This is a genomic window from Arthrobacter sp. FW306-2-2C-D06B, from assembly GCF_021789175.1.
Classification (GTDB): domain Bacteria; phylum Actinomycetota; class Actinomycetes; order Actinomycetales; family Micrococcaceae; genus Arthrobacter.
Genome location: NZ_CP084560.1, coordinates 887,027 through 912,311 on the forward strand (window position 1 = coordinate 887,027; position 25,285 = coordinate 912,311).

The 25,285-nt window shown below is 64.3% G+C and carries 25 protein-coding genes; 13 read left to right on the top strand and 12 right to left on the bottom strand.

Annotation, left to right across the window (positions count from 1 at the left end; all coding sequences use genetic code 11):
- Nucleotides 1-51: 51 nt before the first annotated feature.
- Both LFT47_RS04360 and LFT47_RS04365 read right to left on the bottom strand, forming a co-directional pair.
- Nucleotides 52-1,419 carry a ferredoxin reductase family protein gene (locus LFT47_RS04360; protein ID WP_236815636.1) on the bottom strand — a complete coding sequence of 456 codons (1,368 nt, stop codon included), beginning with the start codon at nt 1,417-1,419 and terminating at the stop codon, nt 52-54.
- A gap of 8 nt (nt 1,420-1,427) precedes the next feature.
- Nucleotides 1,428-1,694, bottom strand: coding sequence for a hypothetical protein (locus LFT47_RS04365; protein WP_236815637.1), 267 nt, complete (start codon nt 1,692-1,694; stop codon nt 1,428-1,430).
- 392 nt (nt 1,695-2,086) lie between these two features.
- Here LFT47_RS04365 and LFT47_RS04370 point away from each other — a divergent pair, with 392 nt between their 5' ends.
- Both LFT47_RS04370 and LFT47_RS04375 read left to right on the top strand, forming a co-directional pair.
- On the top strand, nt 2,087-3,160 hold the full coding sequence (locus LFT47_RS04370; protein WP_236815651.1) for a lipid II:glycine glycyltransferase FemX: 1,074 nt from the start codon (nt 2,087-2,089) through the stop codon (nt 3,158-3,160).
- Nucleotides 3,161-3,238: 78 nt separating this feature from the next.
- Nucleotides 3,239-4,717, top strand: a complete 1,479-nt coding sequence (locus LFT47_RS04375; RefSeq protein WP_236815653.1) for a threonine/serine ThrE exporter family protein — start codon at nt 3,239-3,241, stop codon at nt 4,715-4,717.
- A gap of 8 nt (nt 4,718-4,725) precedes the next feature.
- Here the strand turns inward: LFT47_RS04375 and LFT47_RS04380 are convergent, their stop codons facing one another.
- Nucleotides 4,726-5,565 carry a siderophore-interacting protein gene (locus tag LFT47_RS04380; RefSeq protein ID WP_236815655.1) on the bottom strand — a complete coding sequence of 280 codons (840 nt, stop codon included), beginning with the start codon at nt 5,563-5,565 and terminating at the stop codon, nt 4,726-4,728.
- A gap of 15 nt (nt 5,566-5,580) precedes the next feature.
- Nucleotides 5,581-6,348, bottom strand: a complete 768-nt coding sequence (locus tag LFT47_RS04385) for a uracil-DNA glycosylase (protein WP_236815657.1) — start codon at nt 6,346-6,348, stop codon at nt 5,581-5,583.
- 133 nt (nt 6,349-6,481) lie between these two features.
- Between LFT47_RS04385 and LFT47_RS04390 the strand changes: the two genes are divergently transcribed.
- The 6 genes from LFT47_RS04390 to LFT47_RS04415 all read left to right on the top strand — a co-directional run bounded on the left by LFT47_RS04390 (nt 6,482) and on the right by LFT47_RS04415 (nt 12,451).
- Nucleotides 6,482-6,817 (top strand): DUF3263 domain-containing protein, encoded by a 336-nt coding sequence (locus tag LFT47_RS04390; RefSeq protein ID WP_059388211.1) that lies wholly within the window; start codon nt 6,482-6,484, stop codon nt 6,815-6,817.
- A gap of 49 nt (nt 6,818-6,866) precedes the next feature.
- Entirely contained in the window at nt 6,867-7,478 is a 612-nt protein-coding gene (locus LFT47_RS04395) for a LytR C-terminal domain-containing protein (protein ID WP_236815659.1), read from the top strand.
- 140 nt (nt 7,479-7,618) lie between these two features.
- Entirely contained in the window at nt 7,619-7,822 is a 204-nt protein-coding gene (locus LFT47_RS04400; protein WP_059388209.1) for a cold-shock protein, read from the top strand.
- Nucleotides 7,823-7,953: 131 nt separating this feature from the next.
- Nucleotides 7,954-9,189, top strand: a complete 1,236-nt coding sequence (locus LFT47_RS04405) for an ABC transporter substrate-binding protein (protein WP_236815660.1) — start codon at nt 7,954-7,956, stop codon at nt 9,187-9,189.
- A 296-nt stretch (nt 9,190-9,485) separates the two neighbouring features.
- Nucleotides 9,486-11,114: a chaperonin GroEL gene (gene groL / locus LFT47_RS04410; protein ID WP_236815662.1), complete on the top strand. Its 1,629-nt coding sequence runs from the start codon at nt 9,486-9,488 to the stop codon at nt 11,112-11,114.
- 263 nt (nt 11,115-11,377) lie between these two features.
- On the top strand, nt 11,378-12,451 hold the full coding sequence (locus tag LFT47_RS04415; RefSeq protein ID WP_236815665.1) for a ribonuclease HI family protein: 1,074 nt from the start codon (nt 11,378-11,380) through the stop codon (nt 12,449-12,451).
- 104 nt (nt 12,452-12,555) lie between these two features.
- On the opposite strand, the gene LFT47_RS04420 is transcribed toward LFT47_RS04415, so the two are convergent.
- The 4 genes from LFT47_RS04420 to LFT47_RS04435 all read right to left on the bottom strand — a co-directional run bounded on the left by LFT47_RS04420 (nt 12,556) and on the right by LFT47_RS04435 (nt 15,910).
- Nucleotides 12,556-12,846, bottom strand: a complete 291-nt coding sequence (locus tag LFT47_RS04420; RefSeq protein WP_059388207.1) for a WXG100 family type VII secretion target — start codon at nt 12,844-12,846, stop codon at nt 12,556-12,558.
- Nucleotides 12,847-12,995: 149 nt separating this feature from the next.
- A complete protein-coding gene (locus LFT47_RS04425) occupies nt 12,996-14,477 on the bottom strand; it encodes a sensor histidine kinase (RefSeq protein WP_236815666.1) in 1,482 nt (493 codons plus the stop codon).
- Nucleotides 14,478-14,479: 2 nt separating this feature from the next.
- Nucleotides 14,480-15,190: a response regulator transcription factor gene (locus tag LFT47_RS04430; protein WP_059388206.1), complete on the bottom strand. Its 711-nt coding sequence runs from the start codon at nt 15,188-15,190 to the stop codon at nt 14,480-14,482.
- Nucleotides 15,191-15,274: 84 nt separating this feature from the next.
- On the bottom strand, nt 15,275-15,910 hold the full coding sequence (locus tag LFT47_RS04435; protein ID WP_236815668.1) for a LysE/ArgO family amino acid transporter: 636 nt from the start codon (nt 15,908-15,910) through the stop codon (nt 15,275-15,277).
- A 69-nt stretch (nt 15,911-15,979) separates the two neighbouring features.
- Between LFT47_RS04435 and LFT47_RS04440 the strand changes: the two genes are divergently transcribed.
- On the top strand, nt 15,980-16,888 hold the full coding sequence (locus LFT47_RS04440) for a LysR family transcriptional regulator ArgP (protein WP_236815670.1): 909 nt from the start codon (nt 15,980-15,982) through the stop codon (nt 16,886-16,888).
- Between the two features lie 91 nt (nt 16,889-16,979).
- Entirely contained in the window at nt 16,980-17,207 is a 228-nt protein-coding gene (locus LFT47_RS04445; protein ID WP_236815672.1) for a hypothetical protein, read from the top strand.
- Nucleotides 17,208-17,226: 19 nt separating this feature from the next.
- Here the strand turns inward: LFT47_RS04445 and LFT47_RS04450 are convergent, their stop codons facing one another.
- Genes LFT47_RS04450 through LFT47_RS04460 form a run of 3 tightly spaced genes read right to left on the bottom strand, consistent with a single transcriptional unit; the run spans nt 17,227 to nt 21,608 of the window.
- Nucleotides 17,227-18,870 carry a DNA repair helicase XPB gene (locus LFT47_RS04450; protein WP_184737874.1) on the bottom strand — a complete coding sequence of 548 codons (1,644 nt, stop codon included), beginning with the start codon at nt 18,868-18,870 and terminating at the stop codon, nt 17,227-17,229.
- A 10-nt stretch (nt 18,871-18,880) separates the two neighbouring features.
- Nucleotides 18,881-21,343, bottom strand: a complete 2,463-nt coding sequence (locus LFT47_RS04455; RefSeq protein ID WP_236815674.1) for a helicase-associated domain-containing protein — start codon at nt 21,341-21,343, stop codon at nt 18,881-18,883.
- Nucleotides 21,344-21,392: 49 nt separating this feature from the next.
- Entirely contained in the window at nt 21,393-21,608 is a 216-nt protein-coding gene (locus LFT47_RS04460) for a hypothetical protein (protein ID WP_236815676.1), read from the bottom strand.
- A gap of 244 nt (nt 21,609-21,852) precedes the next feature.
- Between LFT47_RS04460 and LFT47_RS04465 the strand changes: the two genes are divergently transcribed.
- The 3 genes from LFT47_RS04465 to LFT47_RS04475 are packed head-to-tail and all read left to right on the top strand — an operon-like array spanning nt 21,853 to nt 24,132.
- Nucleotides 21,853-22,236 (top strand): cold-shock protein, encoded by a 384-nt coding sequence (locus LFT47_RS04465; protein ID WP_059388199.1) that lies wholly within the window; start codon nt 21,853-21,855, stop codon nt 22,234-22,236.
- A gap of 7 nt (nt 22,237-22,243) precedes the next feature.
- A complete protein-coding gene (locus LFT47_RS04470) occupies nt 22,244-22,735 on the top strand; it encodes a DUF3027 domain-containing protein (RefSeq protein ID WP_236815678.1) in 492 nt (163 codons plus the stop codon).
- Nucleotides 22,736-22,779: 44 nt separating this feature from the next.
- Complete coding sequence (locus tag LFT47_RS04475) at nt 22,780-24,132, top strand: MFS transporter (protein WP_236815680.1); 1,353 nt, start codon at nt 22,780-22,782, stop codon at nt 24,130-24,132.
- A 21-nt stretch (nt 24,133-24,153) separates the two neighbouring features.
- Here the strand turns inward: LFT47_RS04475 and serC are convergent, their stop codons facing one another.
- Nucleotides 24,154-25,284, bottom strand: coding sequence for a phosphoserine transaminase (gene serC / locus LFT47_RS04480; protein WP_236815681.1), 1,131 nt, complete (start codon nt 25,282-25,284; stop codon nt 24,154-24,156).
- Nucleotide 25,285 lies beyond the last annotated feature (1 nt).

Below are 25,285 nucleotides of genomic sequence, written 5' to 3' on the forward strand. Positions count from 1 at the left end.
CAGCGATCGACGCCGGAAGGCTTGGGCCGCCGGAATCGGAACCTTCCGCGACTAGAAGGTGAAGTCCTCCTGATGCAGTTGCCGTCGGGGCAAGCCTGCTTGCAGCAGGGCCGCCCGCACAGCCCCTGAGAATCGAGGGGACGCGCAGATGAAGACATCACGGCTAGCCAGATCCGGGAAAGCGCTCCTCAGGTTTTCCGGGCTGATGGTGGTGCGCGGATCGGACGCCGGGCCAATCACGAGGATCAGCTGCGCTCCGCGGTAGCTGGCAATCTGTTCGAGTTCTTCACGGAATAGCACCTCTTCATCCGAGGAGGCGCGGTAGAGGAGCGCCAAGTTGCTGCCGTTGACGGGCAGGCTCTCGAAGAGCGCACGCATCGGGGTGATCCCCACGCCACCTGCGATCAGGAGCACTCCGCGGCCTCGACGGCGCCCGTCGGTCATGGCGCCGTAAGGACCCTCTGCCAAGACCCTGGTCCCCGGACGAATGGAGTGGATGAGGGTGGTGCCATCGCCCACGGCCTTGACCGTAATACGCAGAAACTCGTCGTGGGGAGCGGCGGAAATCGAAAACGGATGGGACGATCGCCATGTCTTCCGGGACAGGAACCGCCATCGAAAAAACTGGCCTGATTCCGCATTCAGTTCATTCAGGTGACGGCCGCGAAGGATGATGCTTGCAACTCCATTGCCCTCGTCGAGGACACGCTCGACGCGGAGACGGTGCCGCCACACCTGCATGACGGGCTCCAGGACGCGGTATCTCAGCAGCAGCCCAAAGCTGAAGGTGTAAAGGAAGCTCCAAGCAACTTGGACCGCCGGGAATCCGGCCAGATCCGGGCCTGCCAACTCGTGGGAAAAGGACAAAGCGATGGCTACGTAGGTGAGCAGATGGATCAAGTGCCATGCCTCGTAGCTCATTTTCCGTCGGACGGCGTGAGCCGAAAGGGCAGCGATGCCCACAAAGAGCGCCGTGGCAATCGCTGCCGCGTAGAGGCCGGGCATGTTGAGGACGTTCGTGGCGGCAGTCCAAAAGCCAAGCTTCTGGCCGATTGCCCAGGCCCAGGTCGCCGCAAGCGCATGAACAAGAATCAGGCAGAAGATGGCCCGGCCACCGAATCCGTGCCAACGGGCCAGTCTGTCCGCTCCAACTCCTCGCTCAAGCACGGGGGCCCGGGACATCAGCACCACCATGACTGTCACGCCGTATCCGGCAAGAAGGCCGGAACCATGGGCAATCAGCGGTAGGTTGAAGCGGAGCGGCTGCGGAGCGCTTATTCCGGCCAGAGCACAGACTCCCATGGCGCCGGTTGCGATCAGCCAGAGAACGAGAGCTGCGGAAAACCTCGGGAACGCTCCGGCAGAAGAGGCTGCGGCACGCCCTGAACCGCGCGGGCGACGATCAACGTGCAAGGTCATTCGCTTCTCTACTTCCCGGACCGTAATCGTCGGCCGTCGTGCGATTGCTGGCTACCCTGTGCTGCATTTTGACGCGGCGCGGGCGCATTGCCGTTCGATGCTTCGCTGTCTGCGGCCTGGACACCGACCGACGCCTCAATAGTGGTGGGAACCTGGACAGCGGCGGGCGGTTGGACAGGCGATACCAGCGGGCCGTTCAAGCCAAGCGCTACTGCGGCGGCGACAGCTCCGGCGCCTACCGTGATGGTCAGTCCCTTTTGGAGCGCTTTCCACATCCCTATGCTTCCTGTGGGTTCGTGCCGGGCCCTAAGGCTTTGGGCCCTGAGCCAGACGGCCAAGTCGGGCCCAGCAGTGCAGCGGACGCCATGGCCGCCAACACTGACCAAAGACTCCCCCGGCCGGTGGAGAGCGGCGGAATGGGGCGGTAGACGATCATCGGATCCTCCTGGTTCGGTTTTTGTTATAACCACTTTCCGCCGCCGGAATAGTTGCGGACTTTGGGGAACCTTTGCCGTGCCTGTGAGAAACCGAAGGGTGCTAGTTTGAAGGCGTCCGAGACCGATCAGGCGGTAGCTCTCCTTCGGGGCCGATAGACTTGGGGCTGAACGCCTGCGCCGCACTCCGGCGCCTGCTGCCTCAAGTAAGCAACTGATTGGACACGGCCCCCTTGCGAGAATTTACGGCACGCTTTGCCACCGCCGAGGAAATCGAACACTGGGACAAACACGTCACGGCCAATCCCAACGGCGGCAACCTCCTCCAATCCGAGGCATTTGCAGACGTGAAGCAGCACTTCGGCTGGAAGCCCCTGCATCTCGTGTACGAGACCGAGGAGTACAGCAGCTACAACCTGGTCTTGGAGAAGTCGTTTCCACTGCTCGGCAAGCTCTGGTACCTCATCAAGGGCCCTGACGTTGCCGGCGTCGAGGACATTCCAGGGATCATCGAGGCCAATCGGGAATTCGTGAGGCGGGACAAGCTCGGGGTTTTCGCCGTGAAAATCGAGCCGGACATCGTCCTCAGTGGCGAAGCGCGGGACGCGATTGAGGCCACCGGACTGGTGAAGACCCCCAACCTGCAACCGAACGACTCCACAGCCTTGCTGGACATCTCTCCCGAGGAGAACCAGCTTTTGCGCAACCTGCATTCCCGCGGCCGCAACGCGGTTCGCCGGGCCATCCGCGAAGGCGTTGAAGTGCACACCATGGAACCGACCGAAGAGAACTTCCGGTCCATGTATGCGCTGATGACCAACACGGTCGAGGCGAAGTCCCAAGTTCGCGTCCGTGAATTCGGGTACTACCGCCAGTTCTGGACCAACTTCATCGAACGCGGCCAAGGCAGGCTCTTGTTTGTCTTCGAAAACGGTGTCCCATCCGTCGGAGCCTTCGTCATCAACTATGGCCGGAAGGGCACCTACAAGGACGGCGGATCGCTGCAGAAGCGCGCGCAGTACGGCGATTCGCACTTGGTCCAGTGGACCGCCATCAACCAGGTCAAGGAACTGGGTTGCACGGAGTACGATTTCTGCGGCACCCCGCCCGCGGACCGGCTCAAAGACACCTCACACCCCTTCCACGGACTTGGCCTGTTCAAGACAAGCTTCAGCAAGACTGTCACCGACTTCGTCGGCTGCTATGACCAGGTCATCAGCCCGCTGAAGTACAAGCTTTGGACCGCAGCCGGGGAACGTATCGCGCGGCAGGTCTACACCCGCCGAACCGGCCAGCAGTTCTACTAAGATCGCAGCGCCGACCCGTCCGCTGCCTCTGTAAAACACCGTATTTGGAGGAAACCCGCCCTTTGGAGGAACACCCGCGTGACTGACCGCCCCGACAGCAGGCCCAACACCGACGGCTTGCCCAAGACGCAGCCGCTGAAGCCATCCCAGGTGCGCCAGAATGTCAACGCCAAGCGCATGCTTCGCAGGCTCGTACAGGGCGAGAATCCTCCCACCGCCCCAATGAGCATCGTCGATCGCCTGGCGGGCAGTCCCTACGCCAACCCCATCATCCACGTGGGCGGCGTTGATGCTTCGGCCCGCAAGACCATCGACTTCGCGTTGCACATGGCAGAATCCATGTTTCGCTATGGAGCCGGCGCCTTGGAGGTCGAGACCAGCATCATCGCGGTCACGGCCGCACTTGGGCTGAAGAACATCGAAGTCGACATCACCAACCAGTCAGTCCAGATCAACTACGCGCCCAAGGACCAGACCCCGCTGACCCTGCTCCGCGTCGTCCGTTCCTGGACCAACAACTACGCTGGCCTGGCCCAAGTGCACCAGCTCGTCACGGACATCGTGGCGGGCGGTGTGGGCAGGGCCGAGGCAGTGCGGCGGCTGGATGACATCATCCGGAGCAGCAAGCCCTTCCCGCGGTGGATGGTCACCATGGCATTCGGCGTCTTCTCCGCTGTTTTCGTCGGAGTCCTGGGCGGGGGACTTGGAGCGTCCGCCCTGGCTTTCGTCTCCAACATGCTCGTCAACCTCGTGGCCCGGCAACTGGGCAAGTGGCGCACGCCTGACTTCTTCGTGACAGCGGCCTGCTCCTTCCTGGTCACGTTCATCGCACTGATGCTCCACTGGGCCGGGGCGGATATCCCGCCGTCCATCGTCGTGGCGGGCGGCATTCTCCTGCTCCTGCCAACGGGTCGGCTCGTCTCTTCGGTGCAAGACGCCATCAACGGATTCCCCGTGACCGCCGCCGGACGTTTCCTGTCCACCATCCTGACGTTCGGCGCGATCGTTGCGGGCATCGCCGTCGCGGTGGTTGTCGGTGACCTCATCGGCAGCGTCGCGATCGATGTCACGCAAACATTCCCCGAGGCGTATCCCTTGTGGGGCCAGGCGATCCTGATCGCCATCGGTGTGATTGCCATTGGCATCACCGAACAGACCCTGCTCAAACTCCTGCTCCCGACGGCGGCAGTGGGCTTGGTGGGTTACTTCGTCTTGTGGGGGGCTTCCAACCTCGGCTTCGGAGACCGGCTCTCGCCGGCGATTTCCGCCGTGGTCATTGGTCTTCTCGCCCGCATGGTGGCACTCAGGCTCGGAGCCCCGCAGCTGGTGGTGGCAGTCCCGGCAGCCCTCATCCTGCTCCCGGGCTTGAAGATATTCCGTTCCATGTATGTATTGACGGTGCAGGAAGCAGACGTCCTGCTGGGTTCGGGCGGCATGCTCAACGCGGGAGCGATCGTGCTGGGCGTGGCCGCAGGAATTGTGCTGGGCGACAACCTTGCCCGGCCGCTGACCAAGGGGCTTGCCAGCAATGAGCGACGCCGCGTCCGCCGGCGCTAAGCCAAGCCCTAGATCTGCCCGATCGGGAGTTTCTTCTCCGCCTGGAAGTCGTCCTCCACCCGCCCTTGGGCCCAGTATCCGGAAAGTGATACCTGGGAACGCTCCAGACCGCGCTGCTTGAAGAAGATGTCCCGCAACCCCTTCATGTAGCCGCGCTCACCGTGCGCAAACACGTCGACCCGGCCGGGCAGCCACTCCGCATCGCCCAAGGCATCAAGGAGGATCGTGCTTGATCCGGCCGGGACTCCGGAGCGAAGCAGCCAGCGCAGCTCCACACCGTCGGGCGCCCCGATAGCAAGGATGTCGACGTCGCTATCGACTTCGAGGAAGGCAAGGCCCTTGGCGTCGGGCGGCAGGGATTCGATCGCGGCGGCAATCGCCGGGAGCGCGGCGTCGTCGCCCGCGAAAAGGTACCAGTCGGCGTCGGGCGCCGGGTTGTAGCCGCCGCCGGGACCCGTGAAGACAAGGGTGTCTCCGGGCTGGGCCGCCAGGGCCCACGGGCCGGCAAGGCCCTCGTCGCCGTGGACCACAAAGTCGATTGCCAGTTCCTGCGCGGCCTGGTCGACCCAACGGACGGTGTACGTGCGGGTGTAAGGCCATTGTGCGCGGGGCATGGTCTCGCGGATGGCCCAAAGATCCAGCGGCAGCTCATAGTTGACGCCGGGCTGCGGGAACACGATCTTCACATACCGGTCCACGAAGTCGTTGTTCGCGTAGCCGGCAAAACCGGGTCCGCCAGCAATGATGCGCACCATTTGGGGCGAAAGCTGTTCCGTGCGCAGCACAGTCAGGTTCACTTGGGGGCGGGTATTGCGGGATGCAGACGACGTCGCGGGCAAAGATGTCATGTAGGCAAGCCTAAGCTAGGGCAGTGGTGGAAGCTCCCAGATGACGGGATCCGCGCCTTGCGCACGGAGCAGGGCGTTGGCCCGGCTGAACGGGCGCGAGCCGAAGAAACCACGCGACGCGGAGAGCGGGCTGGGGTGCGCTGAAGAGATCACCGGGGCGCCCTCAAGCAGTGGCTGCACTGCTTCGGCGTCCTTGCCCCATAGGATCGCGACGAGCGGACTCTGCCGCCCGGCAGCAGTGCGGCGCCGGGCGACGGCGGTGACGGCCGCCGTCGTGATCGCCTCCCAGCCTTTGCCCCGGTGGGAGCCGGCCGCACCGGCCGCGACGCTGAGCACCCTGTTGAGGAGGAGTACACCCTGTCCCGTCCAGGCCGAAAGATCGCCGTGGACCCGCGGCGGTAGCCCCAGATCGGACTCCATCTCCCGGTAGATGTTCGAGAGGCTGCGGGGGATGGGCCGGGTTGGCCCGGAAACCGCGAAAGAGAGCCCGACGGCGTGTCCCGGCGTCGGGTAGGGGTCCTGGCCCAGGATAAGCACCTTGACGTCGGCAAGAGGCTGCCGGAAGGCGCGAAGGAGGTTGGACGCGGCAGGAAGCACGTGGGTTCCGCGTGTTGCCTCGGCCGCCACGAAGGCCAGCACCGAGCGCAACTCGTCCTCGACGTCAGAGAGCGCGTCGGCCCAGTCCGGCGCCATGAGGTCCGCCAAAGCCATTCTCGGGAGTGTCTCGAACTCGGCGGAGTGATCCTCGGATTCAAGCTCGAATAACGCTTCTTCGCCTGCCACCCAGTCATTGTCCCTGTCCTGGGGCTCCGGGGAAAGCGGCTCCCAAGGGCGGCGGGGCAAATGACATGGATGTTATTCGCCCGTTACCATGGGCGAGGGACATTTTTCAGTCAATGCGTCGAAGGAGTGTGTCGTGGCAGAACCCGCACGGGAACCCATGGCGTCCGAAGCAACTGGATTGGTACTCGAAGACCTGTCCGCCGGACTCCGCAGCGATTCGCCGCTCGGCGAACGTGAACAGCAGATGCTCGCCCTGGAGAGGCAATGGTGGAAGTACGCCGGGGCCAAGGAACAGGCCGTCAGGGAACTCTTCGATCTCTCCGCGACCCACTACTACCAGCTGCTCAATGCCCTCATCGACACTGAGGAAGCATTGGCTCACGATCCTATGCTGGTCAAGAGATTGCGTAGACTACGTATGTCACGTCAGAGGGCCCGCACAGCGCGTCGTCTCGGTTCTGACGCATAGAGCACCCGCTGATCCCCCAGCAAGCAAGCAGCAAGGACAAGGCTTCACCATGACCAAATTTGCCCGGGATGAATTCGACCGTGTCCCGCAGAGCTCATCGCGCCAAGGTGTCCACAGGCTCGTCGCGTCCGCTTCCCGTCCCGCGCTATGGCCGGTGCTGCTGCTGGGCGGCATCGCGCTGGCCGTAGGCCTTGTTGCGTTCCTCATCCTTCCGAAGCTTGGATTCACCTCATCGACGACGCCGCAAGCCGTCGTCACCGCGGATGCCCCCAAGCAAAGCGCCGCGGCGTCACCACCCGCAAGCGGCGCCGCGCAGGCGTCCAGCCAGCCAAGCCCGAGCGACACACCTTCCAGCACGCCGACGCCGACCCCGAGCACGGCGCCCTTGGACAAGACGGCGGCAGTCGCGGTCTACAACGGCACCACCACCGGTGGCCTGGCTGCCCGCGTGGCCGGCCTCGTTCAAGGTGGAGGCTGGCCGTTGTCCACCGTCGCAAACTGGGGTGGCATGCCCCAGCAGACGTCGTCGGTTTTCTACAAGGGCGCAGCCCAGAAGGGCAATGCCGAAGCGCTCGGTAAATTGCTGGGCATTTCCAACCTTGTGGACAGCACCGAATTCCAGCAGCCCGTGGTTGTCATTCTCGGCCCCGGTTACAAGTAGCAACTCGGTTACGCCTCAATAACATTGCGGCCACCCACCACCCGAGGTTGCGCTGCGGCAACGTGACTGTGGTTACAGTAGTTGTGAGCTGGCCCGGAGATCCCGGAAGCCGGCCACTGCTAGTTGAAAGTGTGGGGATCATGGCTTTGGGAACCGTCAAATGGTTCAATGCCGAAAAGGGCTACGGATTCATCACTGTCGATGAGTCCGGTGACGACATCTTTGTGCATTGGTCCGCCATCCAGATGGATGGGTTCCGTGCGCTCGAAGAAGGACAACGGGTCGACTTCGAACTGGGCGAGGGCCAGAAAGGCCCGCAGGCAGAAAGCGTGCGGCTTATCTAGTGGGTGTTGCGGCAACAGGGCTGTTCCGGCCTTTTGGAACCCAGCCCCTCCGAGGGCGCCGGTCCCGGGCAATTCCTCTTCTTGCAGGCTTTGCAGCCCTGGCCCTTGGACTGGCCGGATGTTCCGCCCCCGTGGCTAACGCCAGGCTCAGCTCGGTTACCCCGAGCGGCGACGGCATCCTGCGCATCGGCGTGATTCTGGACAATACCGGCAGTTCCGCATTCCTCAACGAGTCCGAGTTGGCAGCCGCCAGGTTGGCCGTCAAGCAAATCAATGATGCAGGTGGCTACAAGAACCGCCCGGTCGAGTTGCTCCCGGAATCCGCGGCCGGCGAAGGCATCAGCGCCAGCCACGGGGCCAGCGCGGCGGCCTTTACGGCCGATACAGCCACGCAAGCCAAAGCGTTGCTCTCAGCCCACGCCGACGTCGTTGTGGGGCCGACGGATTCCAGCCATGCGCCCGCCGCCATTGATGTGCTGTCTCCTGGCCGGATTCCGCTGATCTCGCCTGCCAACACGGCGTCAGGACTCAGCAGCTACAGGAACGGCGGCTTCTACTTCCGCACCTCGGCCGCCGATGCCGCACAGGGGAGCGTCTTGGCGAAGCTTGCCCATGACGGCGGCGCCAAGAGGATTTCCGTCCTCCATGAAGCCGGGGACTACGGCACTCGTGTTTCCGGAGCGGTCATGGACGCTGCCCGCAGCCTTGGAATGGAGGCAGTGTCCAACACGGAATTCACGGCCGGCAAAGCAGCTCCCGCCGCGGCGGGCATCAAGTCCGGCACTCCGGACGCCGTCGTCGTGGTTGCCCGTGATGGTGCCCAAGGCGCCCTGGCCGAGCTCTTGAATGCCGGGTTGAGCGGCAAGAGCCTGATTTTGAGCGACGGTGCCATCCGCCAATACGGAACCGCGCTCGGTGCCGGTGGCCTCAATGGCGCGCGGGGGATACTTCCGGGTGTCTTCCCGAGTGCGGCGTTCCAAGCCGATCTGACGGGCATCGACCCCAAGCTCAAGGACACGACGTACGCGGCCGAAACGTACGACGCCGTCACCCTCGCGGCGCTCGCGGCCGCGGCGGCGGGCGACGACGCCGGCGGTTCGATCGCGGCCTGGCTCACCACCGTGTCCGGCGGGACACGTCCGACGTCGGGCGAAGCGGCAACGAAAGAACGGGCGTCCTGTGCGTCGTACAAGGACTGCGTCGAGGTGCTGAAGGGGGGCAAGCTCCCGGATTACGACGGCGAGTCCGGCACCATCGGGTTCGACGCCAACGGCGACGTTACCTCGTCCAATTACATGGTCTTCACCTACGGGGCAGACAACACTGCGCGAGTCAGCGGCAAGGAGACGGCCTCACGGACTCCGTGACGGCTTGTGCCCGTAGCGAATTCCCTTGGCGTGGCGAGTAGTTTCCAGCTCTTGCTGCTTGCACTCTCCTCGGGTGAGTGCTAATTATTGATTAGCACTCTCAAGCGCTGACTGCTAATTCTTCGCGGCTCCGGCCGTTTGGAAACGGTGGCGGTGCCTGGGAGAACAAAGAAAGCCTTCCTGGGGTGAGGTCCGGAGCACGCGGCGTACAGAGGCCGAATGTAAAGGATCGTCCGTCGCGGGCACCGCAGTGAAGGCACCTTCTTAACGACTGTCCCGAAAGGACTACCGCCGTTATGGCCAAGATCATTGCATTTGATGAAGAGGCACGCCGCGGTCTCGAGCGGGGTCTGAACATCCTCGCCGACGCCGTCAAGGTCACCCTCGGCCCGCGTGGACGCAACGTCGTCCTCGAAAAGAAGTGGGGCGCCCCCACGATCACCAACGATGGTGTTTCCATCGCCAAGGAGATCGAGCTGGACGATCCTTACGAGAAGATCGGCGCCGAGCTGGTCAAGGAAGTTGCCAAGAAGACGGACGACGTCGCTGGCGACGGCACCACCACCGCTACTGTCCTGGCCCAGGCCCTCGTCAAGGAAGGCCTGCGCAACGTAGCTGCCGGCGCCGATCCGCTGTCCCTCAAGCGCGGCATCGAGAAGGCTGTTGAAGCCGTCATCCGCGAGCTGCTCGCCTCCGCCAAGGAGATCGAGACCAAGGAAGAGATCGCAGCCACGGCTTCCATCTCTGCCGGCGACACCGAAATCGGTAACCTCATTGCTGAAGCCCTGGACAAGGTCGGCAAGGAAGGCGTCATCACGGTCGAGGAGTCCAACACCTTCGGCCTGGAGCTTGAGCTCACCGAAGGCATGCGCTTCGACAAGGGTTACATCTCCGCTTACTTCGTCACCGACGCAGAGCGCCAGGAAACGGTCCTCGAGGACCCGTACATCCTGATCGTCAACTCCAAGATCTCCAACGTGAAGGAACTCGTTGCGGTCCTGGAGAAGGTCATGCAGTCGAACAAGCCGCTGCTGATCATCGCCGAAGACATCGAGGGCGAGGCCCTGGCCACCCTGATCGTCAACAAGATCCGTGGCACCTTCAAGTCCGTTGCCGTCAAGGCTCCGGGCTTCGGTGACCGCCGCAAGGCACAGCTCGCCGACATCGCCATCCTCACCGGTGGCCAGGTCATCTCCTCCGAGGTCGGCCTCAGCCTCGAGAACGCAACCCTCGAACTGCTCGGCAACGCCCGCAAGGTTGTTGTCACCAAGGACGAGACCACCATCGTCGAAGGTGCCGGCGACGCCGACGCCATCGCCGGCCGCGTGGCGCAGATCCGTGCCGAGATCGAGAACTCCGATTCCGACTACGACCGCGAGAAGCTGCAGGAGCGCCTGGCCAAGCTGGCCGGCGGCGTTGCAGTCATCAAGGCCGGTGCCGCAACCGAGGTAGAGCTCAAGGAGCGCAAGCACCGCATTGAGGACGCAGTCCGCAACGCGAAGGCTGCCGTCGAAGAAGGCATCGTCGCCGGTGGTGGCGTTGCCCTCATCCAGGCCGGTGCCAAGGCATTCGCCAACCTGCAGCTCGAAGGCGACGAAGCAACGGGCGCCAACATCGTCCGCGTTGCCATCGACGCTCCGCTCAAGCAGATCGCTTACAACGCTGGCCTCGAGCCGGGCGTTGTCATCGACAAGGTCCGCGGCCTGCCGTCGGGCCACGGCCTGAACGCGGCAACCGGCGTTTACGAGGACCTGCTGGCCGCCGGCGTCAACGACCCCGTAAAGGTCACCCGCTCGGCTCTCCAGAACGCTGCCTCCATCGCTGGTCTGTTCCTGACCACCGAGGCCGTTGTTGCCGACAAGCCGGAGAAGAACGCTCCGTCTATGGGTGGCGGCGACGACATGGGCGGCATGGGCGGCTTCTAAGCCCCCACGCCGGCTCACTAGCCACACGCTCGACGACGGTCCCCGCTTCAGGTGGGGGCCGTCGTCGCCGTTTAACGACGCTCGCTCACCTATGTCGGGTTTTGGCCCGACGCTCGCTCACCTATGTGGGGTTTTGGCCGGGCGCTCGCTCACCTATGTGGGGTTTTGGCCGGGCGCTCGCTCACCTATGTGGGGTTTTGGCCGGGCGCTCGCTCACCTTTATGGGTCCGGGAGTGTCGGGGCGGTCTGGCAGGATGGAAACCATGACGATTATTGCTGCCGCCGATGGTTCTGCCCTCGGCAATCCCGGGCCTGCCGGCTGGGCCTGGTACGTGAACGACTCTTGCTGGAGGGCCGGCGGTTGGCCGCACGGAACCAACAACCAGGGCGAGCTCATGGCGGTGCTTGACCTCTTCCGGTCCACGGCACACGTGCCCGATGAAGAGCTGAAGATTCTCTGCGACAGCCAATACGTCATCAACTGCATCACCAAGTGGATGCCGGGATGGAAGCGCAAGGGCTGGCGCAAAGCTGACGGAAAGCCCGTCTTGAACGTCGATCTCCTCAAGGACATCGACCAAGCCATTGTCGGCCGCAAGTACACGTTCGAGTGGGTCAAGGGCCACGCCGGCCACGACCTCAACGAGGCCGCCGACGATCGCGCCCGTGCGGTCGCCACGGCGTTCCAGCAAGGAATAGCTGCTCCTAGCGGTCCGGGCTATCCGGGCGCTGCCGAGGCTGCGCGGTCCTTTGCTCACGCGCCAGCAGCCCGCACGCCGTCAGTCAGAACCGCTCCCGTGGAGGCGCCCTCGCTTTTCGACGACGACCACGACGACGCCCCGGATGAGGACCTCACATTGTTCGGGGGGCAGGATCTGTTGAGCGGGCGCTCCTTGCCTAACTCACCGGCGGCGTTCGCGGAAGAGGGGGCGTTCATCGAGCCCACTTTATTCGCCGGTGACGACGAAGATGTGGTCCTTGGCCAGGCTGCGGGGCGCTCCGACGCGGAAACGGTCATTCTTCTTGAGAAGGAGCTCCTGAGGCCCGACGTCAGGGGAGACCTTGGGCGTACGGGGATCCTGCTCCACCCGGACTTCACCGAGATCGGCAGCTCCGGACGTGTGTGGTCCCGCGACGAGCTCATGATGGCGTTGGAGGGCGATCCAGGCGAAACCGCGGAGGTTGAGATAATTTCCGCAGAGCGCATCTCCGGCAACGCCATGCTGCTCCATTACAGAAGTTATGGGCGAACCGGCTCGGCATTGCGGAGCTCGATCTGGTTGCTCGACGACGGCCGCTGGCGGTTGCGCTTCCACCAGTCGACGCCGGAGAAGTAACGGGGCAGAAGCAAGCGAACCCCGCAAAGCAACCGGACCCTTGAAAACAACTGGATCCCGGCGGGAAGGTGGATTAGCCGCCCGCCGGGATCTCCCAGCCGTTCTTAGTAGCTGAACCGCTGGGTGTTGCCTTGCTCGGTCTGGAGGTAGCTTGCCGCGGCGGAGGACAGTGCCAGGTTGATGGATGCGAGTGAGGCCTCCACCTTGTTCTGGGTCAACGTCCACTCGGAGACGAGGGCCTGGAAATTGTTGGCCGCTGATCCCTTCCACGTGGCTTGGAGCTCGTCCAGACCGCGTTTCATCGCTTGGACGTCGGCGCTGATGCGATCAACGGTGGCCTTGACGTTGGCGGACTTGAGCTGGAGCAGCTCGGTATCGACGGAGATAACGCTCATAGGGCGTTGCCTTTCAACTAAAGGGGTCCGCGGGTGCGGCTGGCTTGTGGTCCACACCACGAGCCTAGAAGCCGTCACATGGCGCAGGCAGAGCCGAATCGCCCTATGTGGACAACTCGCTGAATCAAGCCGCCCAGCGTAGAAAACTGCTAGTCCGAGATCTCCGCCTCGGCGATATCCGCATCTTCAGGTACCTCGGACATGTTGTCCTGGAAGGGGAGGCTGACAACGAGCGTGGCCCCGCCTCCGTCGGTCTCTTCGACCCTGACGGTACCGCCGTGGGACCCTACAATTGCAGCGACAATCGCGAGACCGAGCCCGCTGCCGCCCGTCTCCCGCGTACGTGAAGTGTCCGCCCGGTAAAAGCGCTCGAAGATCCGAGGCAGTTCCTCGGCCGGAATGCCGCTGCCGTGGTCCCGCACCTCGAGAACGGATAGGGGACCGGCGGGCGTGTTCCGCACCCCGACGGCGAGCTCGATCGGCGTTCCTTCGGGGGTGTATCTCAGGGCGTTGCCCACCAGGTTTCCGAGAACTTGACGAAGCTTGGCCTCGTCACCCTGGACCGGGGCAGGCGCTGCCGCTCCGCCGTCGAGCCCCGTGAGCGAAATCTTCCGCCCGCCGGACGTTGCGAGTGAGTCCACGACGGCGTCGTTCGCCAGCAGGTGCAGATCCACCGGTTTGAGCTGCAATGGCCGTTGTTCGTCCAGGCGGGCAAGCAACAGCAGGTCTTCCACCATGGATCCCATGCGCTTGGCTTCGCTCTCTATCCTGCCCATGGCGGTGCCCACGTCTTCCGGCGAGGCAAGGGCGCCGTGGCGGTAGAGCTCGGAGAAACCGCGAATGGTGACCAAGGGGGTCCGCAGTTCGTGCGAGGCGTCGGCGGCGAATCGCCGCATTCTCGCCTCGGAAGCCGCCCGGGCCGCGAAGGACGACTCGATGTGGGCGAGCATCGCGTTGAGGGAAGCCCCCAAGCGACCGACTTCGGTGACCGGGTTTTCGACCTCCACGCGGCGTGAGAGATCACCGGCCGCGATGGCAGCTGCCGTCTTTTCAACGCGGGAGAGGGGACGGAAGGAACGTGCGACAGTCCACGTCGCAATGAAGAACGCGAGCACCAGGGTCAAGAGTCCGACGCCGACCACTACGAGCGTGGCGTGTTCCATGACTTTGTCCACGGGGGACAGGGGCAGCCCGACGATTACTACAGCGTTTTGCCCTGTCCGGTTGTCCACGACGTTGACCGCCACCACACGCCAATCGCCGCCGGCCGTGCCGTTCACCTGGAAGGGCGCGTAATTGCGGTTCTTGGCTTCAACCGGGCTGATGGTGGCGATGCTCGGCCGATCCGTCTTGCTGCCGCCGAACGGATACGGCGGCTGGCCCTGGACGTAGAGCGTCAGGGAATAGTCCGTGGGCACGGCAGGGCCCGCCTCGGACAGGTTGGCGAAAGATTGCTGTTGCTGGGCGATCTGGACGGCAGCCTTGAGCTTGTCATCCACTTGCCCTTGGAGGTAGCTCTTGACAAGCGTCAGCGTCCCGGCGCCCGTGGCGGCCAAGGCAAGGAGCAGCAGCCCCATGATGATGGCGACCAGCTGCGACCTGAGGGAGGCCGATTTCCAACGGTTGAACAAGGTCAGCGCTTCTCGGCCGTCCGCAGTACGTAACCGACGCCGCGTTTGGTCTGGATCAAGGCAGTGGCATCCGGGTCAATGTCCACTTTGCGCCTGAGATAGGAGATGTAGGACTCCACGATCGAGGCGTCGCCGTTGAAGTCGTATTCCCAGACGTGGTCCAGGATCTGCGCCTTGGAAAGCACCCGGTTGGGGTTCAGCATGAGGTAGCGGAGCAGCTTGAACTCGGTGGGCGACAGCTCGATGATGGTGCCGCCGCGGCGGACCTCGTGCGCGTCGTCGTCGAGCTCAAGGTCATCGACGCGGATGACGGCGTCGTCGTCTTCCATCGGCTGCGTGCGGCGAAGCACCGCGCGGATCCGGGCCACCACTTCATCAAGGCTGAAGGGCTTGGTGACGTAGTCGTCGCCGCCCACGGTCAGGCCCGTGACCTTGTCTTCCGTGTCGTCCTTGGCCGTCAGGAACAGGACAGGGAAGTGCTTTCCGGCGGCACGGAGCCGGCGGGTGACAGTGAACCCATCCATATCAGGGAGCATGACATCCAGGACAGCGAGGTCCGGGGCGTGAAGATCGGCGGCAGCGAGCGCTTCGCGGCCGTTCGACGCCGCAACGACCTCGAAGCCAGCAAAACGCAGCGAGGTGGAGAGCAGCTCACGGATGTTGGGTTCGTCGTCGACGACGAGGAGCTTGGCTTCGGGGCCGTTCTTTTTCATACCATTCATGATGCTCCCAGTTTCTGGGAGTTGACTGGATGCTTGTTGTGAGAATTATCGGGGTGTCGTGGTTGTGGGCCCGGGTTAACTCCCGAGAGCGAGCCCGGCGCCGAGTCCCACCATGGTGACGGCAATCCCTCCGTCGAGGATCCGCCAGGACGCCGGCCGCGCAAAGAAGCCGCGCAACAATTTCGCCCCGAACCCGAGTGAACAGAACCAGAGAATGCTGCCCAGCATGGCTCCGGCGCCGAACCACCACTGCAGCCCGGGCCCTTGCGCGTTCGCCACGGATCCCAGGAGCAAGACAGTGTCCAGGTAGACATGGGGGTTGAGCCACGTCAGTGCCATGACAGTTGCCAGCGCTGCCGCCAGTCCGCTTCGACCGGAACCCGAAGGCCCGGGCTCCGCAGACACGAGTGCTTGCGGTTTGAGGATCCGCCGTGCCGCCATCACGCCGTACGTCACCAGGAATGCCGCCCCGACATAGCGGAGAACGACGACGGCGGCAGGCGCCGCGGTGAGTAGGGCGCCTGTGCCGAGTACCCCGGCCGCGATGAGCACGGCGTCCGAGACGGCGCACACTGCAACGATTGCTCCGATATGTTCGCCGCGGATTCCCTGCCGGAGGACGAAGGCATTTTGGGCGCCAATGGCAACAATGAGGGCCAGGCCTGTGCCGAGGCCCAAGCCGGCAGCGTGGAAGAAATCGGGGGAGTTCATACTTCGAGGCTAGGTTTTGTCGCTGACATTAGTCCAGCTAAATATTCTTAGGCATCGTAAGATCATCTTATGGCCAGATTCTCGTCCGAACAGCTGCACACCTTCGCCGCCGTGCTCGCGGAAGGTACGCTCGACGCCGCTGCCCGATCACTGAATATCACGCCGTCGGCGGTCTCCCAACGCCTCAAGGCGCTTGAACAAGCATCCGGCAGGGTATTGCTGCAGCGCAGCAATCCGGTCCAGGCCACGGAGTCGGGACATGTTGTGCTCAGGCTGGCGCGACAGCTCGCCCAGTTGGAGGCCGACGCCGAACTGGAACTGGGCCTGCCGGGCGAATCGCCGATGGTCTCGGTTCCGATCGTGGTCAACGCGGATTCCTTGTCCGTCTGGTTCCTCAAGGCCCTTACCAGGATCCCGGCGGAGCTGAACGCCGTCTTCGATCTTCACCGGGACGACGAGCAGTATTCAACGTCCATGCTGCGCGCCGGGACGGTGATGGCCGCCGTGACCGCGACTCCCGAGCCGGTGCAGGGCTGCCGGGTGGAGCCGCTGGGGAGCATGCGGTACCGTGCCGTCACCACTCCGGAATTCAGGGCGCGGTGGGCTCCCGACGGCGTCGATGTCGCCTCGCTGCGCGCGGCTCCGGCCGTGGACTTCGACCGCAAGGATGAGTACCAGCACCGTTTCCTGGAACTCCTGGGTGGTGCTGGGCGTGGGATGGAGGTGGCAGGCCCGCGCCACTATGTTCCGTCCAGCCAGGAGTTTGCCGAGGCCATCCGCTTGGGGCTCGGGTGGGGACTGCTGCCTGAACCTCAATGCGGCCGGGAGATAGCCGATGGAGACTTGGTGGAACTCGCGCCCGCGCAGCCCTTGGACGTGCCTTTGTACTGGCAACGGTGGCGGACACCGTCGCGTATCCTGGACGCCGTGACTGAGGCGGTCCGGAGCACCGCCGCGGAAGTGCTGCGCAGGGCCTAACAGTGCTGCGCAGGGCCTAGCAAGCAGCCCAAAAGCCAACACGCCGCGGGCACAGTCCTAAATTGTCGGAGCCCCGTTTCACACTGGAGCCATGGAAAACACACAAGAATCACGCGTTGAAGTTCAAAACGTCGAATTCCATGTCAGCTACCTGGACACGCTCTCTGAACGCATCGAGCACGAGGAGTTTAGCGACCGCTCCGTCGCCGAACGCTTTGCCGATGCGCAGCTCAAAGACGAGGACTCCTGGGCTGTCGTCGACGTCGTCGTGCTGGAAGCGGCGGAGCACCAGGAGCGCACGCAACAGCTGGTTGCCTAGCCCTTAAATTGACCAGCACCTACCCGGCGGGTACGTCCTTGGCGTCCATGATCCGGTAGGCGTACCCCTGTTCGGCGAGGAAGCGCTGCCGTTTGGCTGCAAAATCCTGGTCGAGGGTGTCCCTGGCCACCAAGGAATAGAAGCGTGCCGCACGGCCGTCCTGCTTGGGGCGAAGCAAACGCCCCAAGCGTTGTGCTTCTTCCTGGCGGGAACCGAAAGATCCCGATACCTGGATCGCCACGGATGCCTCGGGCAGGTCGATCGAGAAGTTGGCCACTTTGGACACCACGAGGGTCTTGATGTCACCGGCGCGGAAGGCATCGAACAGCTTCTGCCGCACCTTCACCGTGGTATCGCCCTTGATCACCGGAGCGTCCAAACGCTCGCCGATCTCATCCAACTGGTCGATGTACTGGCCGATCACCAGCAGCTGCTCGCCCTGGTGCAGGGCCACGAGCTGCTCCACCAAGTGGGTCTTGGTCTCCGACGTCGCGCAGAGCCGGTACTTGTCCGCATCCTCAGCCATCGCGTAGGCCACGCGCTCGTCCCGGGGCAGGTCCACCCGGACCTCCACGCAGTCCGCCGGCGCAATGTAGCCCTGGGCTTCGATATCTTTCCACGGTGCGTCGTAGCGCTTGGGGCCGATCAAACTGAAGACCTCACCCTCACGACCATCCTCACGCACAAGTGTCGCAGTGAGTCCCAGGCGACGCCGCGCCTGCAGGTCCGCCGTCATCCGGAAGATCGGAGCCGGCAGGAGATGGACCTCATCGTAGATGATGAGTCCCCAGTCGTGCCCGTCCACGAGCTCCAGGTGTGGGTAAAGCCCCCCGCGTTTCGTGGTCAGGACCTGGTAGGTGGCGATCGTGACGGGCCGGACTTCCTTGACCGCACCCGAATACTCGCCGATCTCCTCCTCCGTCAGCGATGTGCGTTTGAGGAGTTCGTCCTTCCATTGCCGGGCGGCGACCGTGTTGGTCACCAGGATCAGCGTGGTGGTGGAGCTGGTAGCCATGGCTGCAGCCCCCACCAAGGTCTTGCCCGCGCCACAGGGCAGCACCACGACGCCGCTGCCGCCCGCCCAGAAGTTCTCCGTGGCGAGCTTCTGGTATGGCCGCAGGTGCCAGCCGTCCTCGTTCAGGGCGATCAGATGCGGAGTGCCGTCAACGTAGCCGGCGAGGTCCTCGGCCGGCCATCCGAGCTTGAGCAGCAATTGCTTGAGCTGTCCCCGCTGGGAGGAGTGCACCACCACGGTTTCGCCGTCGATCCTTGGCCCCAGCAAGGGGGCGATTTTCTTGGCCCGGATGACTTCCTCGAGTACGGGGTAGTCGGTGGTGCGCATGACCAATCCGTGCTGCGGATCCTTTTCCAGGCGCAACCGGCCGTAGCGGGACATCGTCTCTTCGATGTCGATCAGCAACGAGTGCGGCACCGGGAAGCGGGAGTAGCGCAAGAGCGTGTCGAGGACTTTTTCGGCGTCCAGGCCTGCGGCGCGCGCATTCCACAGGCCCAGTGGGGTGAGCCGGTAGCTATGGACGTGTTCAGGGGCGCGCTCCAGCTCGGCGAACGCCGCAATCGCATGCCGTGCCTCGGTAGCGAGCTCGTGGTCGACTTCCAGCAGGATGGTTTTGTCGCTCTGTACGATCAGTGGACCGTCGCTCACTATTGCTTCCTCACTTGTGCGGATCGCCCGCGGGCTCCACATCGATGATGCGATGGATGGACAAGACTCTCTCGGTGTCCCTGGCGGCGTCGAACACCCTGACGCGTCCTCCCGACACCGATACCGGAACAACAGTTTCGGTATTGGAATTCCCCAAGCCGTCCACCACGTTCATGATGACCGCTTGCTTCAACCGGATGGCCCTCTGCAGGGTTTCGAGTCCCAGTTGCGTTGCCGCCTCGCCGGTCGATTCGCCATGGACGGCGCGATGGTGCCTCAGCACCGCGAGCTGGGCGTCGACGTCGTCGTCCGGCGGTGCAATCCGGGGCGCGGTGTAAACGGGGCGGACGCCCCCGGCCACCGCCGTCGTCCTCTTATAGCGCACGACGGCGGTCTCGGCCTCCTGCACGGCGGGCGAGAGTCCCAGCTCGCGCAGCACCCTCGCGGTTTCGCGGGGGCTCGCGCTGGAGGTCAGTACTGTGGGGGCGATCCGGACAAGCCCCAGGCTTGCGGCCCCCGGCTCCCGGACGAGCTCGGCGATGGCGGCCTCGTCGTCGCTTTGGATGAAACTGGGGCTGCTGGCGACCCGCAGCCGGCCGTGCCTGGAGGCGATGTCCTTGATCAAGTAGCGGAGCGGTTGGGGAACATCGGTGGCGGAGTGGGTGCGCAGGAACGCGAGGATGGTTTCCGCGTCCTGGCCGGAGTCCAGCGCGCGGCGGATCGAATCTGCGGAGAAGCGGAAGATCGTGGCCGGGCCTTGGCCTTCAGCATCGGCAATCAAAAGCAGTTTTTCGCTCAGTTCAGGTGCCAGGTACCCCGGTGCGACGGCGGTCAGGTCGGCTTGGAGCAGGACATGGTTGACGGCCGCGGGCAGGTGTTCGCCGAGGATACTGAGGGCCAGCTCGGGCTGTTCGGTGGCGATCGCCGAACCAAGCTGGGTCAGGGCGCCGGAGCCCATGAGCCCCAGGAGTTCGGCTTCGTGCAGGATGCCCCGGACAAGGGAGCTGAACCGTCGAGACATCCGGGGCTGGGCCCATTCCGCGCGTTCCATGACGGCTTCGGCGTTGAGCACAGGAGCCTTGCCGTCCGGTGCTTCTACTTCGAGGGTGAGCTCTTCGAGGATCTCCAGGATCCGTTTGCGGACCAGCGGGGCGTCGGGGCGTTGAGCCTCGGCGGACAGGGCGTTGATGGAACTTGCCGGAGAGCCGGATCGGGGTGCCGTGGTGGCAGGCCCGGGGAGGGTTTGTCCCACGAGGGAAGGAGCGCGCTCGCTCGCGAGCCAGGCGTTGACCAGCCAGAGCCACTGTTCCTGCCGAGGGAGCGTGAGCCACTCCACGGATGGCGGTTGCACCCAGGTGGAACTGTCCACATCGAGCCGCAGCAACCCGGACAAGGCGCTGAGCTCGAGGATCAGAGCAGTCTCGGACAACCCCAGGCGGAGGCTGTCGGCCAGGCGTTTGAGTTCACGCACGCCCACCCCTCCGCTGCGCAGGGTAACCACCGGCTGCTCGCGGACCGCGTACAGGAGTTCACCCACCAAACGGAGTACTTCGGCGATGGCACCCATGGCGGCATTCCGGCGCAGGGCAGCACTCGTCTGGCCCAGCTCCGGTACGGGAGGCTTCAACGTGAAGTGGTCCACGATCGCGCCACCGCGCAGGGACAGGCCGACGCTGTGTGGGAGCTCAACGTGGCCGGCGTCCAAGGGGACAAGCAAACCGCGGGCCAAGAGCCAGTCCACGGGACCGACGTCGCGGCCTTCATGGAGCACGGAAGCCTTGCGCTGGGCCTGGGGAACAGCGCCCATGGCCCAGTTGCCGAACTTGTTCAAAAGGGGACGTGTCCGTACAGGTGCCTCGGACAGGATGTGCTGAAGGTTCTCCGGCGTCGATGTCCAACGTTGCAGCGCGAGCGCCGCGTCCATGGGCGTCGTCGCGGCCAGTATATTGGCACCGCTCTGATGGAGTTCGGCAACGAGATGCACCACGCGCTGGGCGAAAGCCGGTTGCAGCCGGACCAACTCGGTGTAGCTGCGGCCCAGACCCGCCGGGTAGATGCCGATGACGTCCTTGAGGCTGCCCACCGGCAAGTAGAAACGCTGCCGGCCCGGATTGTGCACCGTGGCCGGCGGATCGGCCCGGTGGATGAGGGCCAGTTCCTGGAGCTTGTTCAAGATCGGCTCGAGCGCGGCGAGGGTGGCGCCGTTGATGCACTTCTTCAGTCCCACCGCCGAGACGCTGTGGCCAGTGTCGGTGTTGGTGCACAAGTGGAGCGTCTCTAGTACTTGCATCTCCGGTTTGTTGAGCCGTTCCAGGGCGCGCTGCACGCTGACCCGGGCACTTGCCCGCGCCGCGAGCGCAGCGAAGTCCGGGACCACGGGGGAGATGAGGTCCGGCCGCGCGGCAAACAGGGCCCGCAGCGAATCATCGCTGCGCGCTTCCAGTTCCTTGCTGAGCGCGCGAATAAGGGACATCAATTCAACGTTACAGCCAGCCGGGTCCGCCGTCGGGCTTTCCGGCTGCTCATTGACGACGCCGTGCCCACACAGAGTCAACTACCAACGCTGCCATCAAAATGAAGGCGAGCGGCAGCCCGTAGAGAGCCGTGGACGTGACCCAGACCGGTGCCACTCCGTTGGCGAAAGCGACGGCCATGACGGCGGCTACGGCCGCCAGGGAAAGGACTGCGACGACTGCGGCAACGATGGTGAGCAGGCGGCGGAAGTCGTGGGGAATCATGGAAGCAACGCTAACAGTCCCGGGCCGCATCCCCTGTTGCGGGCCGGCGTGAAGTCCGGTGGCGGACAAAAGGCGGCAGGACCTGCCTGTGGGGGCCTCAAAGCGCGAATCCGCGGCCGGGCAGGATAACCTTGAAGCAACAGACCAACACGGTCCAGGCAGTTACCCCTATTCCCGCAGTTTCCTGCGGATGCGGTGGCGCGCCGGCCGTGTCTCGCAAGTAAGAACGAAGAAGGTTGATTACGTGCCCACCGGCAAGGTCAAGTGGTATGACAAGGAAAAAGGCTTCGGATTCCTCGCAGCAGAGGACGGCCAGGAAGTATTTCTGCCCAAATCCGCACTGCCTGAAGGCGTCGCGGATCTCAAGGCGGGCACCCGGGTTGAGTTCGGCGTCGCCGACGGTCGCCGCGGCGCCCAGGCGCTGGGCCTGCGCGTGCTGGACAAGTTGCCATCCATCGCCAAAGCCAAGCGCATGAACGCCCGCGAGCTCGCTCCGGTAGTCCAGGACCTCGTCTCTGTCCTGGACAACCTCTCTGGCACGTTGTCCGCCGGCAAGTACCCTGAAGGCGCCAAGGGCAAGGCCATCGCCGCAGCCCTGCGCAAGGTTGCCGACGAGCTGGAAGCCTAAACCTGCCATGACATCAACGGCGAAACCCCGCACCGGCCTTCCTGTGTGGCGCGTCGGCAAGCCGGACGCTTTCCTGGCGGCCGCCGTCGACGTCGCCCGCAACGCGGTGGAGACCATTGCCAAGCCGGCCGAAATCGGACCGCACATTGCCGCGCGCTCCGAGGGCGAACGCGTGGTCACGCACTTGTTCGAATCGCGGCTTGCCGGCTACGGCGGGTGGCAGTGGTACGCCGTCGTGACCCGCAACTCGCGCTCCAAGGTGGTCACGGTCAGCGAACTTGGCCTGCTGCCGTCGGAGGACTCCATCCTCGCTCCTGAATGGGTGCCTTGGGCAAAGCGCGTCCGTCCGGAGGACGAGGCTATCGCCGCCGAAGAGTTCGCGGAGGAAGCCGGCTTCCCCGTTGACTCGGATGACGACGGCGACCCCTCCGGTGAGGACGTCGCCGCCTCCGGTGACGGACAAGAGAACGACGACGCCGACGACATCGAGGCCGACTAGCCCTTGGCGGACCCGGCCAGCGAATTTCGTGAAGGTGGAAACTGATGTCCACTTTCAAATCGCTGGGTGTCCTTAACTACCGCATTTGGTTCATTGGTGCCCTCATTTCCAATGTCGGCACGTGGATGCAGCGGACGGCCCAGGACTGGCTGGTCTTCGCCCATCTGAGCGACCATGATGCCGGTGCGATGGGCGTGACCTTGGCCCTGCAACTGGGTCCGCAGCTTTTCCTGGCCCCGTGGGCCGGACTGCTTGCCGACCGCTACAGCCGGCGCAGGCTCCTGGTCATGACCCAATCGGCCATGGCGGTGCTGAGCACTGGCTTGGGACTCCTGGTCCTGAGCGGTGCAGCGCAGTTGTGGCATGTCTACGTGTTCGCGCTCTTGCTTGGCGTCGTCTCGGCACTCGACGCCCCTGTTCGCCAGACGTTCGTGTCCGAGCTGGTCAAGGACGACTATCTTTCCAACGCCGTGGCGTTAAACAGCGCATCCTTCAACGTTGCCCGCATGATCGGTCCCGCCGTGGCCGGCGCGCTGACGGTCGCGGTGGGGCCGGGCTGGGTATTCATGATCAATACCCTGACCTTCCTCGCAATGCTTGGCGCGATCCGGGCCATCCCCCTCGCCTCCTTACGCGTCCAACCCCGGGCCGCCGCTGGCAAGGGCCGCATCCGTGAGGGGCTTCGCTATGTCCGCAACCGCCCGGACATCGTGGTTGTCCTCGTCGCGATTTTCATCATGGGCACGTTCGGACTGAACTTCGTCCTCTTCATCGCGGCCATGGTCGGCACGGAGTTCGGCATGGACGCGGGGGCATTCGGGCTGCTCAACTCGGTCATGGCGATCGGCTCCGTCGCAGGAGCATTGCTTTCCGCCCGGCGCGGGAGGCCACGGATGCGACTCATCTTCGCGGCGGCGGGCGGATTCGGCCTTGCGAGCGGACTGGCTGCCCTGGCGCCGAACTACACCATGTTCGCCTTGGCGCTGATTCCTTGCGGACTGTTTGCCCTGACCATGATCACGAGCGCCAACGGCTACGTGCAGTCCACCACGGAACCTGTCATGCGCGGCAGGGTCATGGCACTCTACATGGCCATCTTCATGGGTGGGACGCCCATCGGCGCACCGTTCGTCGGCTGGGTGTCCAACGTGGCCGGACCCCGATGGGCGGTGGGAGTCGCCGCCGTCGCGGGCGCCAGCACCGCCGTCGTCGGCATCGTGTGGATCATCCGGGCCCGCCAGCTGCGGCTCCGTTTCGATAGCAGCGCCCGCGGGATGCGGTTTTTCCGCATTGAGTCCCAAGGCGCCGGTCCAGCCCATGCCTTTAAAAGGGACAATGCGGTTAAAGAGGCCAGCGCCGCCCGGGATCCCCTCCCGGACGACGCCGACCCGTCCTGACCGCGCGAACGCGGCAGTTCCTTACTTCTTCAGTTCGCCCACCACGAAGTCGATGCTGGCGAGCAATGCAGTGACGTCGTCCGGCTCGATGGCAACGAAGGTGGCGATGCGCAGTTGGTTGCGGCCCAGCTTGCGGTACGGCTCCGTGTCCACGATCCCGTTGGCGCGCAGCACCTTGGCGATGGCTGCGGCATCGATCGAGTCGTCGAAATCGATCGTGGCAATGACATTGGAGCGGTCCTCGGCGTTCGCGACGAACGGGGTGGCGTACTCGGAGGCCTCTGCCCAGTCGTAGATCCGGCCTGCGGAGTCCGCGGTGCGTCCGGAAGCGAAGTCCAGGCCGCCATTCTTGTTCAGCCACTGGACCTGGGCGTCCAACGTCACCAAGGTGGACAGGGACGGCGTGTTGTAGGTCTGGTTGAGCTTCGAGTTGTCGATAGCCGTCTGCAGATCGAGGAAATCGGGGATCCAGCGTCCGCTTGCCTTGATGCGGGCGGCGCGCTCCAGTGCGGCGGGGGAGAAGAGGCCGAGCCACAGGCCGCCGTCGGACGCAAAGTTCTTTTGCGGGGCGAAGTAGTAGACGTCAGCTTCGGCAACATCGACATCCAGGCCGCCGGCTGCGGACGTCGCATCCACCAGGACCAGCGCACCGTCGTCGCTGCCTTGAACCCGCTTGACCGGCGCGGCCACGCCCGTCGACGTTTCGTTCTGCGGCCATGCGTAGACGTCCACGCCTGCTTCGGCCTGGGACACCGGCCGGGTACCAGGCTCGGACTTGATGATGGACGATGCTTCAAGGAAAGGTGCCTTGTTGGTTGCCGAAGCGAACTTGGAACCGAACTCACCGAAGGAGAGGTGCTGGGCCTTCTTATCGACCAGGCCGAAGCTGGCGACGTCCCAGAACGCGGTGGAGCCTCCGACGCCGAGGATCACCTCGTAGCCCTCGGGTGCACGGAAGAACTGGCTCAGTCCCTCGCGGACGGAGCCCACCAGGTTCTTGACGGGTGCCTGGCGGTGGGAGGTGCCGAGGATCGTCGTCGAGGCGGCGGAGAGGGCCTCGATCTGCTCCGGGCGGACCTTGGAGGGCCCGGCGCCGAAGCGGCCGTCCTTGGGCAGCAAATCGGCGGGGATAGTGATGCTGTTGTCGCTCACG

Excerpts from the sequence above, each read along its gene's own strand:
- LFT47_RS04360 (WP_236815636.1), bottom strand. The coding sequence starts at position 1,419 with ATGACCTTGCACGTTGATCGTCGCCCGCGCGGTTCAGGGCGTGCCGCA.
- LFT47_RS04445 (WP_236815672.1), top strand. The coding sequence starts at position 16,980 with ATGGAAAACACACAAGAATCACGCGTTGAAGTTCAAAACGTCGAATTC.
- LFT47_RS04400 (WP_059388209.1), top strand. The coding sequence starts at position 7,619 with ATGGCTTTGGGAACCGTCAAATGGTTCAATGCCGAAAAGGGCTACGGA.
- LFT47_RS04430 (WP_059388206.1), bottom strand. The coding sequence starts at position 15,190 with ATGAAAAAGAACGGCCCCGAAGCCAAGCTCCTCGTCGTCGACGACGAA.
- LFT47_RS04440 (WP_236815670.1), top strand. The coding sequence starts at position 15,980 with ATGGCCAGATTCTCGTCCGAACAGCTGCACACCTTCGCCGCCGTGCTC.
- LFT47_RS04460 (WP_236815676.1), bottom strand. The coding sequence starts at position 21,608 with ATGATTCCCCACGACTTCCGCCGCCTGCTCACCATCGTTGCCGCAGTC.
- LFT47_RS04395 (WP_236815659.1), top strand. The coding sequence starts at position 6,867 with ATGACCAAATTTGCCCGGGATGAATTCGACCGTGTCCCGCAGAGCTCA.
- LFT47_RS04415 (WP_236815665.1), top strand. The coding sequence starts at position 11,378 with ATGACGATTATTGCTGCCGCCGATGGTTCTGCCCTCGGCAATCCCGGG.
- LFT47_RS04380 (WP_236815655.1), bottom strand. The coding sequence starts at position 5,565 with ATGACATCTTTGCCCGCGACGTCGTCTGCATCCCGCAATACCCGCCCC.
- LFT47_RS04420 (WP_059388207.1), bottom strand. The coding sequence starts at position 12,846 with ATGAGCGTTATCTCCGTCGATACCGAGCTGCTCCAGCTCAAGTCCGCC.
- groL (WP_236815662.1), top strand. The coding sequence starts at position 9,486 with ATGGCCAAGATCATTGCATTTGATGAAGAGGCACGCCGCGGTCTCGAG.
- LFT47_RS04365 (WP_236815637.1), bottom strand. The coding sequence starts at position 1,694 with ATGTGGAAAGCGCTCCAAAAGGGACTGACCATCACGGTAGGCGCCGGA.
- LFT47_RS04435 (WP_236815668.1), bottom strand. The coding sequence starts at position 15,910 with ATGAACTCCCCCGATTTCTTCCACGCTGCCGGCTTGGGCCTCGGCACA.
- LFT47_RS04475 (WP_236815680.1), top strand. The coding sequence starts at position 22,780 with ATGTCCACTTTCAAATCGCTGGGTGTCCTTAACTACCGCATTTGGTTC.
- LFT47_RS04470 (WP_236815678.1), top strand. The coding sequence starts at position 22,244 with ATGACATCAACGGCGAAACCCCGCACCGGCCTTCCTGTGTGGCGCGTC.
- LFT47_RS04455 (WP_236815674.1), bottom strand. The coding sequence starts at position 21,343 with ATGTCCCTTATTCGCGCGCTCAGCAAGGAACTGGAAGCGCGCAGCGAT.